General features: G+C 40.3%; 13 protein-coding genes. 8 read left to right on the top strand and 5 right to left on the bottom strand.

Going from position 1 to position 11,404, the window contains the following annotated elements; translation table 11 throughout:
* The 5 genes from cas1 to QZ106_RS06870 form a co-directional block, all read left to right on the top strand.
* Positions 1–1,060 (top strand): CRISPR-associated endonuclease Cas1 (gene cas1, locus QZ106_RS06890; RefSeq protein WP_295975902.1); only part of this gene is annotated, 1,060 nt, incomplete at its 5' end.
* Positions 1,061–1,069: 9 nt separating this feature from the next.
* Positions 1,070–1,357, top strand: coding sequence for a CRISPR-associated endonuclease Cas2 (gene cas2, locus QZ106_RS06885; RefSeq protein WP_295975899.1), 288 nt, complete (start codon positions 1,070–1,072; stop codon positions 1,355–1,357).
* Positions 1,358–3,011: 1,654 nt separating this feature from the next.
* Positions 3,012–3,287: an AbrB/MazE/SpoVT family DNA-binding domain-containing protein gene (locus tag QZ106_RS06880; RefSeq protein ID WP_295975898.1), complete on the top strand. Its 276-nt coding sequence runs from the start codon at positions 3,012–3,014 to the stop codon at positions 3,285–3,287.
* Complete coding sequence (locus QZ106_RS06875) at positions 3,287–3,682, top strand: type II toxin-antitoxin system VapC family toxin (RefSeq protein ID WP_295975903.1); 396 nt, start codon at positions 3,287–3,289, stop codon at positions 3,680–3,682. The genes QZ106_RS06880 and QZ106_RS06875 overlap by 1 nt, the downstream gene beginning before the upstream one ends.
* A gap of 599 nt (positions 3,683–4,281) precedes the next feature.
* Complete coding sequence (locus QZ106_RS06870) at positions 4,282–4,626, top strand: hypothetical protein (protein WP_295975896.1); 345 nt, start codon at positions 4,282–4,284, stop codon at positions 4,624–4,626.
* Positions 4,627–4,675: 49 nt separating this feature from the next.
* Here QZ106_RS06870 and QZ106_RS06865 read toward each other — a convergent pair whose 3' ends face one another.
* The 4 genes from QZ106_RS06865 to QZ106_RS06850 form a co-directional block, all read right to left on the bottom strand.
* The gene (locus QZ106_RS06865) at positions 4,676–5,020 is read right to left on the bottom strand and encodes a hypothetical protein (RefSeq protein WP_295975894.1); all 345 of its coding nucleotides are present in this window, start codon (positions 5,018–5,020) and stop codon (positions 4,676–4,678) included.
* A 161-nt stretch (positions 5,021–5,181) separates the two neighbouring features.
* Positions 5,182–5,457, bottom strand: a complete 276-nt coding sequence (locus QZ106_RS06860) for a hypothetical protein (RefSeq protein ID WP_295975893.1) — start codon at positions 5,455–5,457, stop codon at positions 5,182–5,184.
* A 251-nt stretch (positions 5,458–5,708) separates the two neighbouring features.
* Positions 5,709–6,071 carry a hypothetical protein gene (locus QZ106_RS06855; protein WP_295975891.1) on the bottom strand — a complete coding sequence of 121 codons (363 nt, stop codon included), beginning with the start codon at positions 6,069–6,071 and terminating at the stop codon, positions 5,709–5,711.
* A gap of 8 nt (positions 6,072–6,079) precedes the next feature.
* Positions 6,080–6,838: a hypothetical protein gene (locus QZ106_RS06850; protein WP_295975889.1), complete on the bottom strand. Its 759-nt coding sequence runs from the start codon at positions 6,836–6,838 to the stop codon at positions 6,080–6,082.
* A 352-nt stretch (positions 6,839–7,190) separates the two neighbouring features.
* On the opposite strand from QZ106_RS06850, the gene clpB reads away from it, so the two are divergent.
* Positions 7,191–9,761, top strand: a complete 2,571-nt coding sequence (gene clpB, locus QZ106_RS06845; RefSeq protein ID WP_295975887.1) for an ATP-dependent chaperone ClpB — start codon at positions 7,191–7,193, stop codon at positions 9,759–9,761.
* Between the two features lie 54 nt (positions 9,762–9,815).
* On the opposite strand, the gene QZ106_RS06840 is transcribed toward clpB, so the two are convergent.
* Complete coding sequence (locus QZ106_RS06840; protein WP_295975885.1) at positions 9,816–10,154, bottom strand: helix-turn-helix domain-containing protein; 339 nt, start codon at positions 10,152–10,154, stop codon at positions 9,816–9,818.
* A 149-nt stretch (positions 10,155–10,303) separates the two neighbouring features.
* Here QZ106_RS06840 and QZ106_RS06835 point away from each other — a divergent pair, with 149 nt between their 5' ends.
* Both QZ106_RS06835 and QZ106_RS06830 read left to right on the top strand, forming a co-directional pair.
* Positions 10,304–10,537 (top strand): hypothetical protein, encoded by a 234-nt coding sequence (locus QZ106_RS06835; protein ID WP_295975884.1) that lies wholly within the window; start codon positions 10,304–10,306, stop codon positions 10,535–10,537.
* 68 nt (positions 10,538–10,605) lie between these two features.
* A complete protein-coding gene (locus QZ106_RS06830; protein ID WP_295975882.1) occupies positions 10,606–10,800 on the top strand; it encodes a hypothetical protein in 195 nt (64 codons plus the stop codon).
* Positions 10,801–11,404 lie beyond the last annotated feature (604 nt).

Below are 11,404 nucleotides of genomic sequence, written 5' to 3'. Positions count from 1 at the left end.
GTTCTATATCACTAAATATAATTATTATAAAAACATTATCTTTAAGTTAGATATTGATATTCCTGCTATTGAAAAAACAGGATTTTTCAATAATTACAAACTCGATTTATTCGATCTTGATCTTAGCTATTTCACAAAAAATGAGCGTGAAGCCCTTATTATCAGCGATCATTTATTTCGTAATATTTCTAATATTAATAAGAATATGATTTTCAAACAAATCAAACGCGAAGAAAGTCACTGGGTGTATAAACTTAGTATGCCTGCATATCATGCGGATCGCGATTGCCCTAATTTAGCAAAAGAATTCAATAACATCCGAATTCCATCTTCTCTTAACCCGACACAAGCCAAAGAATATCGTCAATTTTTTATTGATAATAAGGATCGTTATGGTAATACAGCCGGTCTTATTGAACCGAGAGTTTTCGCACGTAAGTTAAAAGAGAAATTTAACTTAAACGAAGATCTTGATGAATTGCTAGAAAATCACATTTTACCGGAAATCCGTGAAAATAGCGGTGTGGAGTGTATAAACATCACCCTTGAACAGTTTATTGATGAAATCAATGAACTCATTAATATTTTTAAAAATTTCATTCGCGAAGAACAGGTTTCAGCCTCGTTCTCCGCAGGGCTTGATCCATATATCGGCTTTTATCACGCCCCTGATTTTGGTCGAGAATCCCTTGCCTGTGATCTGATTGAACCGTTACGCCCTTTAATTGATAACTGGTGTTTAGGCTTATTTCGCCAAAACATTTTACGCGAAGAGTCTTTTTCTACCACACAAGAAGGCTGCTTTTTAGGGAAAGCAGGGCGTGTACAATTTTATAAAAGCTATGAAAGTGCGGTCGGAAATTGGCGCAAAATGCTCACAGAGAACAGTTTAGACATTGTTAATCTCATTAAACAGGCTGATTTTATCAGCTCACCACAACGCCGTGAAAGTGAATGGCAAACCTTTTCCGACCTCAATGAAAAACAATGGCAAGGCTTGCTAGGACGCTATTATTTTAATCAACAAACCATGCTACAAGACGTGATTTTCCAATTTTAGGAGAAAAATATGCAATACCTTATTGGTTACGACATTGCCGACCCCAAACGTCTCCAGCGTATTCATCGCCGCATGACCAAATATGCCACCCCAATTCAATACAGTATTTTCTTATTTGAAGGTTCAGAAAAATTGTTAACACAATGCTTAACGGAGGTTATGCAGATTTTCCATAAAAAAGAAGATGATCTCCGAATTTACACCTTACCCCATAACTGCTCCCAATGGCGCTTAGGGAAAGCGAGCCTGCCCCAAGGCATTATTTGGACAGCATTACCCATCAGTTTAACGTTATAACAGAGGTGAAAATGTGAAGAAACTGAGGTAAAATAGCGCGCAAAAATCATATAAAAAAACATCATTTTTTATCACCGCACTTTGAACAAAGATAAAAAAAGAAAATGGATAAAATCGTTCAATATTTAATCAAATCCATACCTTACTTTTCGCATGAGGGAAAAAATTGGGAACCGATCTTCTCAAGCCTTATCCAGCAAGGCACCAAACCACCCCTACAGTCGAAAGACACCGCCCTGTTCTAAAGGGATTGAAACTTAAACGCATCTTTATCAAAGGATCCTTTACCATTTTGTCGAAAGACCCCGCCCTGCTCCAAAGGGATTGAAACGACTTGGAGGGACAGCACTCTACCAACTGAGCTACGTGTCGAAAGACCCTGCCCTGCTCTAAAGGAATTGAGACTTGGATTAAATTAGCTTCTGCTTCGGCAATAGGGTCGAAAGACACCGCCCTATTCTAAAGGGATTGAAACACAGTACGGGTGTTCATGATACGTGTTAATTCGTTAGGTCGAAAGACCCTGCCCTGTTCTAAAGGGATTGAGACGAACTAAACGATTCCATCGTGCAATTTTCATTGTCGAAAGACCCTGCCCTGTTCTAAAGGGATTGAGACTCATAATCTTTAAAATGGAGTGCCATAGGTAAAACTGTCGAAAGACCCTGCCCTGTTCTAAAGGGATTGAGACGTCTCTCTTTAATACTTGCTAAGAATTCATCTTCGTCGAAAGACCCTGCCCTGTCCTAAAGGGATTGAGACTGTAATACCACGTTCAACTTGCAACAAGTCAGCAATGTCGAAAGACCCTGCCCTGTTCCAAAGGGATTGAAACAACCTTTCGCCCCGTAAATATCAACGCCTTCAGTCGAAAGACCCTGCCCTGCTCCAAAGGGATTGAAACTGACCTTCATAATAGGTACGGTATACATCATTACCGTCGAAAGACCTTGCCCTGTTCCAAAGGGATTGAAACAACACTGACCGACTTAATGCGGCGATAAAAAATCTGTCGAAAGACCTTGCCCTATCTCAAAGGGATTGAAACGAATATGGGATATTGATATTAATTTCGTTCATTTGTCGAAAGCCCCCGCCCTGCTCCAAAGGGATTGAGACTAACTTCATCGGTCCGAATTGATAATGCACTTTAGGTCGAAAGACCCCGCCCCTGTTCCAAAGGGATTGAGACTTTTTACGCTCAGGGCTTAACTTGCTATAGCTTAGTCGAAAGACCTTGCCCTGTTCTAAAGGGATTGAGACTTATGCTTATAACCGTCCCCGTTGACCCATTCCATGTCGAAAGACCCTGCCCTGTTCTAAAGGGATTGAAACGCATAAAAGCGTCCTTGTAATTCACGTGGATCAGTCGAAAGACCCTGCCCTGAGCTAAAGGGATTGAAGTATTTAAAGTGAAATTGGGTGAGAATCCGCAAGAGTATGTAACACCTAAAAAACCGGTAATACGAAACGTTGAACTTCAAATTGAGCAGTAGGATGGTAAGTATAAAGGGGAGGAGAGTAACCTCCCTTTTTATACTGGTTTTAGACTATTTAATCGCACAGCCTTATTAAGGTTTATATAAAAGGACTTGCACTACAAACAAATAAAACCTATGCTAAGGCATATAACATCAACTGCCTGGAGGAAATTATGGAAGAGCGTATTGCCAGTCTTTTTAAAAATGGGCGAAGTCAAGCCGTAAGATTACCTGTCGATTTTGAATTTGATGCGAAAAAAATTTATGTACGAAAAGAACCGAATGGGGATGTTGTTTTATCAATGCGATCAAAACAACAGGCCTCGTGGGATAAAATGTGGGCGGCCTTAGATAGCTTAGATAAAATGAATAGTCACGATTTTCTCACTTCGGAAGAACGTAATCAGGAGGTTTTTTCTCGTGATATTTTTGATGGAATTCCCTTATGATGTATATGCTTGATACAAATACTGTGAGTGATATTGTACGCAAAGATATCGGTGTACTTAGACATCTTAAATCAATTTCACCCAATAATATTTGTATTTCAGGGATTACGGCGGCAGAAATTATTTATGGGTTAGAAAAACGTCAAAGCACCAAATTAAATCAAATCATGCTTCCGTTTTTAGAGGCCGTGACCATTTATGATTGGCATTATTCCGTTGCATGTTGTCATGGTAAGTTAAGAGCGCAAATGGAGAAACAAGGCTTTATTATGGGAACGTTAGATCTCATGATAGCCGCACACGCTCTTACTGAGAATTGCACGCTAGTAACGAGCGATAAAGCATTTAATATGGTACCGGAGCTGATTATTCAAAATTGGCGAGAAAGTATTTAATATTCTACTGCTTAAAACCGGAGAGTCATAATGGATGCGCAACGATTTGGTTATTCCGTTGGCCAATTTTTTAAGAAAATTGACCGCACTTTTGACAATATCTCCACTTTTATAAGACTCTCGATTACCATTAGTAAATGAGGATGCTATATTCCTCAAATAAAATCCCGCCCAAGTCATCGCGCCAAACCACAAGCTCGGCAAAATAAGAAATAAGCTACCCTGCTTCAAAGGGATAGAGACTCCGCAGATGTGTTTGATTGTGTATTTAGACATTTGTCGAAAGACCTCGTCCTGTTCTAAAGGGATTGAGGCTAAAAAAATCACGACAGCAAGCGTAAACAACCATCGAAAGACCTTGCCCTGTTCCAAAGGGATTGAGACAAGTCATCGGGGATAACGTTGTCAGTTAATAGCGGTCGAAAGACCCCGCCCTGTTCTAAAGGGATTGAGACACGATCTTGTGCTTTGTTATAAAGTTGCATACCGTCGAAAGACCCCGCCCTGCTCTAAAGGGATTGAGACGGATAAATTTCACCATTCTTACCGAATGCAATAATGTCGAAAGACACCGCCCTGTTCTAAAGGGATTGAGACTTATGCTTATAACCGTCCCCGTTGACCCATTCCATGTCGAAAGACACCGCCCTACTCCAAAGGGATTGAGACATATTATTCAGGGGTGTATTGCAAGAGGATTTGTCGAAAGACCCTGCCCTGCTCCAAAGGGATTGAGACTTATTTCAAATTTTGTCATGGGTAGCTTATTTCTTGTTTTGCCGAGCTTGTGGTTTGGAGCAATGACTTGGGCGGGATTTAATTTGGGGAATATGGCATCCTCATTTACTAATGGTACTCGAGCGTCTTATGAAGGTGGTTCACAAGGTGGGGATGTTGCCAAAAGTGCAGGTAAGGCCTTTATGGATGGGCTAGATAAATCGTAAAATAAAAAAGTAGAAGTTAGTTAAAATATTAATAACGACTTCTACTTTGTTAAAATTTTTCACCGAAGAAAGCTTCTGAATCTAGGTTATCAAACATAGTTGCATCTTCATCAAAATAGCTAATATCTTGATTTAAGGCTTGTATATTTGATAGTTTAATTTCATTAAGAATACTAGATTCATCCTCTATCTTGTTTTCATCTTGGACAAAATAATCTACGTTGTCAGGTGCTTTTGCTTTATAAGCGATAATACCAACCCAAATCGGACTCACCGCAAGTGCAGCAGCCGTTATAATGGCTTTACGAGGCTTTTCTGGGAGAAACGATAATGTGCGGTCAATTTTCTTAAAAAATCGACCAACAGTATGTCCGAATTTTTCTGCATCGCTCATCATTTTCTCCTGTATCCATCAACGTATCCATACGTTTCAGTATACTCTCATTTATCATTTTGCGAAACATTTGCATAAAATTGACTTGTAATGCGTAATGGAACCGATTTTGAGTGATTTGATGTTAGATATGGCAAAAAAAGTGGCATTACAATTTAAATTTAGGATCGAATAGTATTATCTTGAAGTACATGGATAGAGGGAACTCGGTTGGAAATTTCACCCCACCAAGAAATATCAATAGGTGGAATGGCTCCCTCGTTTTCTGCAAATTTTAAGCATTCAATTAAGGTTGTTAGTGATAAACTGAACTTATGATGCTTGTCATGCATGGCAAAATAAATCGGCTCATCACAATCTAGACAATCTGGATCTGTGCATCTATGTTCTTTCTTTTCAAATTCCGCTGGATTTGAAAGGTATTCATCATTTTCCATCTTTTGTTCCATTTATGTCGCTTCTCGTTGTTTATTACAACTGCCACTGTAATTGAGCAATACGACAAAAAACAGATTTAATTATATTTAATTTAGGTACAAAAAAAGCGGAATAACACCGCTTTTTAAAATCACTGTTAAATAAATTATAAGACTCAAAGAATCCATTGTCATAATTTTGTGAGGCTTATAGAATAATAAGAAAAATGGGAGGCTATTTACCTCCCATGTTATATGCGTCAGCAATCTTACTATTTACTGCAAGGTTTGTAAGATTCGAGTTGAATCAATACATCTGTTTTATGATCTGCTGTGTGTGCACCAAATAATGACCCGGTGGCTAACATACAACCAGCTGGCAACTTTTCTCCGCCCCAGACTACTTGAAGTTTTTTAGCACCGTTAAAAGTAGCATAAATCCCGTCAGAGCCAGCTCCGGCAACTGCGGTAATCGGTGCTGGGAGATACAACATCGGATAGCCTTTTTCTACCTTTAATGTGCCCTCAAGTGTCACCGGTGTATCATAGTTAACCGATGAAGGATTTGCAGCAGATACATAACCCGCACTGACTAATAATGATACGGCGGTTAATAGAACTTTACATTTCATCATAAATGCTCCTATTGTGTGGTTGTTTTGCCTTCTTTCCAACCTTCATGTTGTCTGATGGCATTGACTACGCGGCCAAGCTCTGCGTCAGATAATGTACTCATCTTACGCGTGCTGTCAAGACCTGTTTGTTTACGAATAGCAGCTTGGTAGGCCGCGGTATTGTTTTCACTTGGCGGAGCGTAGCGGGCAATGGCATCGGCTATCGACAAGTTTTTATAGTTTTGGGTGCGCATGAGTGCACCTACGGCGCGTGCACCGGTTTCGGCATCTGGGAATATAGCAAATCCGCCTGGGCCGACGCCGATAGCGCCGAGGGATTTAGCGAATTCACCGGCTCGAATATTACCTGGATTATTATTTCTCCATGCAAGTGATCCTCCTTCCCGGCGAACTAACTTACCATCTGGGGTTCGATATACGATAGCCCGACCATCAGCGTATGCGTCCTTAGATTCGTATTTTTTCAGGCTAGCGCTGCCACTGCCTCCGGAGCCTGTACCGGATGTTCCACCGGTTCCGGTATAAGAAAAGGAATTGGATACCTGAGGTAGTTGGAGCGTAATGTTGTTATGTGGAATAGTAATATCGTCTGCATTCATCGTTTCAGCAGATGTATCATTAAGACCATTGGCTAAGTCACTGATACGTTTATCTACGTTGTCACGTGCAACATTGGATGCGCCGGCATTATATTCACGCAACTCCTTATTTTGTAAAATGGCTACAGCCGAGTTACCGGTGAGGGACTTCTGTAACTCAATTTCCATTTTTATTTGTTCAATCTCCCTAATCAATTAGGATAAGTACTTTTTCTAATTCATCTTGTGCATCTTTATTGTCGAAAGACCCCGCCCTGTTCTAAAGGGATTGAAACTGGATTTTAGCCTTCAAGAAATTAAAGAAATGACGTCGAAAGACCGCGCCCTGCTCCAAAGGGATTCTCCATCAATCACCAAAGTGCGGTGCATTTTTTAAATAAATTACACCTATCAAATCTAAAAAATTAATCGGCAAGACTAAATTTTTCATTTTTTCTCTTGAAATCTCTCAAAACGATCTTATTTAAATTTGGCGAACAAATGTTCAACAGAACATCCATGGAACGAAGAAGGAAAGACTATGAATATTGAAAAATTTACCACTAAATTCCAACAAGCCATTGCTGAAGCGCAATCTTTAGCGATTGGCAAGGATAATCAATTTATTGAACCGGTGCATTTATTGAGTGCCTTGTTAAATCAACAAGACGGTTCAGTGGCGCCGATTCTAACCGCAAGCGGTGTGAATGTTGCCGTGCTGCGTAACGAACTCAACAATGAACTTGCCAAACTTCCGCAAGTGTCTGGCAATGGCGGTGATGTACAACTTTCCCGTCAGTTGCTTAACCTTTTGAATTTATGCGATAAATTGGCACAACAACGGCAGGATAAATTTATTTCCTCCGAACTCTTTTTACTTGCTGCCTTAGAAGAAAAAGGCGCCGTCAGTGAGATACTGAAAAAGTGCGGTGCGAAAAAAGACCAAATTTTACAAGCCATCGATCATATTCGTGGAGGACAAAACGTGAATGACCAAAATGCGGAAGAAAGCCGCCAAGCCTTAGAAAAATATACTATCGACTTAACCGCTCGTGCGGAAAGTGGCAAATTGGATCCGGTGATTGGGCGTGATGAAGAAATTCGCCGCACCATTCAAGTGTTACAACGCCGCACCAAAAACAACCCGGTGCTTATCGGTGAACCGGGCGTAGGTAAAACCGCCATTGTAGAAGGGTTGGCGCAACGTATTGTGAACGGCGAAGTGCCGGAGGGCTTGAAAAATAAACGCGTACTTTCACTTGATATGGGCGCGTTAATCGCCGGAGCAAAATATCGCGGTGAATTTGAAGAACGCTTGAAAGCCGTCTTGAAAGAATTAGCGCAGGAAGAAGGCCGCGTCATTTTATTCATTGATGAAATTCACACCATGGTGGGCGCGGGTAAAACCGATGGCGCGATGGATGCCGGCAACTTGTTAAAACCAAGTTTGGCACGTGGTGAATTGCATTGTGTAGGCGCGACCACATTAGACGAATACCGCCAATACATTGAAAAAGACGCCGCACTTGAACGTCGTTTCCAAAAAGTGTTTGTGGATGAACCGAGCGTGGAAGATACCATTGCTATTTTACGTGGTTTAAAAGAGCGTTATGAAATCCACCACCATGTACAAATTACTGACCCGGCTATTGTGGCGGCGGCAACCTTGTCCCATCGTTACATTTCCGATCGTCAGTTGCCGGATAAAGCCATCGACTTAATCGATGAAGCCGCATCCAGCATTCGGATGGAAATTGACTCCAAACCACAGCCGTTAGATCGCTTAGATCGCCGTATTATCCAACTCAAATTGGAACAACAGGCGTTACAAAAAGAAGATGACGATGCCAGCCGCAAACGCTTGGAAATGTTAGAAAAAGAATTGGCGGAAAAAGAGCGGGAATATGCTGAATTAGAAGAGGTGTGGAAATCCGAAAAAGCCGCCCTTTCCGGTGCGCAACACATTAAAGCGGAATTGGAAAACGCCCGTACCCAAATGGAACAAGCTCGTCGTGCAGGCGATTTAAATAAAATGTCCGAATTGCAATATGGTGTGATTCCATCGCTGGAAAAACAATTAGCGCAGGCGGAAGCTGGCGAAGGCAAGGAAATGAGCCTATTACGCTACCGCGTGACCGATGAGGAAATTGCTGAAGTGCTTTCCCGTGCCACCGGCATTCCGGTCTCCAAAATGATGGAAGGCGAAAAAGAAAAACTCTTGCGCATGGAAGAAGAATTGCACAAACGGGTTATCGGGCAAAACGAAGCGGTGGATGCTGTGGCGAACGCCATTCGTCGTAGCCGTGCCGGTCTTTCCGATCCAAATCGCCCGATTGGTTCCTTCTTGTTCTTAGGGCCAACCGGCGTAGGTAAAACCGAATTGTGCAAAACCTTGGCGAAATTCCTATTCGATAGCGAAGATGCCATGGTGCGTATCGATATGTCCGAATTCATGGAAAAACACAGCGTGTCCCGTTTGGTCGGTGCACCTCCGGGCTATGTGGGCTATGAAGAAGGTGGTTATTTAACCGAGGCTGTGCGTCGTCGTCCGTATTCCGTGATTTTGCTCGACGAAGTGGAAAAAGCGCACCACGATGTATTCAACATCTTGTTGCAAGTGTTGGATGACGGCCGTTTAACCGACGGACAAGGCAGAACCGTGGATTTCCGCAATACGGTGGTGATTATGACGTCTAACTTAGGCTCTGATTTGATTCAAGGCAACCAAGAAGAAAGCTACGATGACATGAAAGCATTGGTGATGTCTGTGGTAAGCCAACATTTCCGTCCGGAATTTATTAACCGGATTGACGAAACCGTGGTGTTCCATCCGTTGAATAAAGACAATATTCGCGCCATTGCGGAAATTCAGTTAAAACGCTTAATCAACCGCATGGAAAGCCGTGGCTATGTGTTGCACTTTACGGATGCGACACTCGATTTCATCAGCGAAATCGGTTATGACCCGATTTATGGTGCGCGTCCGTTAAAACGTGCGATTCAACAAGAAATTGAGAACCCGTTAGCACAACAAATCCTTTCCGGTAGTTTATTACCGGAAAAACCGATTAGCGTGGATTACGTTGACGGCAAAATTGTGGCAAAACAATAGTCACCCTAAATGCAAAAGTGCGGTTGATTTTTCAACCGCACTTTTTTTGTTTCTTCAATCTGTCTTTTTTAATTCTTTTAAAAAGGCAACAAGTATTGTCTTTTGTGGTGTCGTTAATTCCTGCCAATATCTATCTAGTTCATCATGATTCCATTCCGCCAACTCCATACAATCTGCAAAAAAGTAGCTAATCGGTGTTTTTAGAAAAGTAGCAATCGCGACTAAATGAGACATGTTGATTTTGTTTGTACCGCGTTCATAGCGGGAAAGTTGTGGTTGAGAAATATCGACATATTCAGACAGTTTTTCTGCTGTGTAACCCAGTTCTTTACGTTTTTGTTGGATGCGTTGTCCGACTGCGCGATCCACATCACTTGCGATTGGTTGAACCATAAATTCTTTTGCTATTTTATTCATCCATAGCATTATTTTTTATGATTTTTTGCATTGACTGAATATCTCAGTGAGCATATAATTTTATTAAATATGCGTATATCGCATATTTTGTTCAGTAGAATTTAGAATACTAACAGAGGTAATTTATGATTAGCCTAAAGAAAATAACCATTTTGTTTACTGGATTAGCTAGTGCTTCTCAAGCATTTGCTGATTGGGAATCTGCTAACTTAGAAGAAGAAATTCAAAGTAGCGGTATATATCGTACCTGCATATATGAAAGTATCTCAGGTTATAGATTTTCAATTCAGAACAAAGGATTTTGTCTAGGCATTGTCCAAGTAGATCCTGAAACAGGAAGAGTAAAAAAATATCTATGAGAACCTATAATCCAATACTAAGATTCATTTGTAATAATGAAGAAAAACATGCTCATATGATAGAAAGTATGGCTTCTAAAGGATACATTTTTCTAGAAACAAAAAAAGAATTGGTAAACAATCAAGATGTAAGAATAATCTTAGTCTTTTCTAAATTAGATCTTATAAATGATAAGTTGAATCAATTTAAATCTAAAATATCAGAAGATTTGGAGGATATTAAAGATTGCTTTTCAGATTATGAGATTAAATTAATTATCTAATAAATAGTAGATCAGAAATGGTCTGCTATTTTTTCTATCTCTCTTAAATTTTATTATAGCCAGCCAAAATCTGGCTATAAAAACCATACTCTATGCGTATGGAGCCAAATAGCTTAAGCGATGAACAGAAAAAAATCCTCGCTATATAATGGACAAGGCTAACAACCAAAATTCAACATATAGGACGATTATTTAACCCCTCGTAGCGTGATGCACGATCAAATTACGCACGGAAGGTTATTTAACGCTTTCGAGCATTCATGATTTCGTGCAACAAGTTGCACGCTACTATTCACTAAAATAGTGATATAAAAATAAATACGGTGACCAATTTTCACAAGCTCCTTGAGGGGTTTGTGAAGTATAGGCTTTTATAGGGGAGGCTAAAAACCGCACGTTTTACGTGCAGATTGTTTCAATAATAAAGTGGATTATTCCTCTTTTTTTAGAGGCTTTAATTTAATTGACAGTTGTAGTAATATACAGTCATTATTCATTAACATTGAGTTTATTCGTATAAATGATACTAACAATAATTGAAATCTCTCTAAAATTAGAAGGTGATATAATAAGGTTAAGAAAATGAAAATTAACGAAATAGTAG

This window comes from uncultured Aggregatibacter sp. (assembly GCF_901873365.1).
Classification (GTDB): domain Bacteria; phylum Pseudomonadota; class Gammaproteobacteria; order Enterobacterales; family Pasteurellaceae; genus Aggregatibacter.
This window is presented reverse-complemented; position numbering and strand designations above follow the sequence as displayed.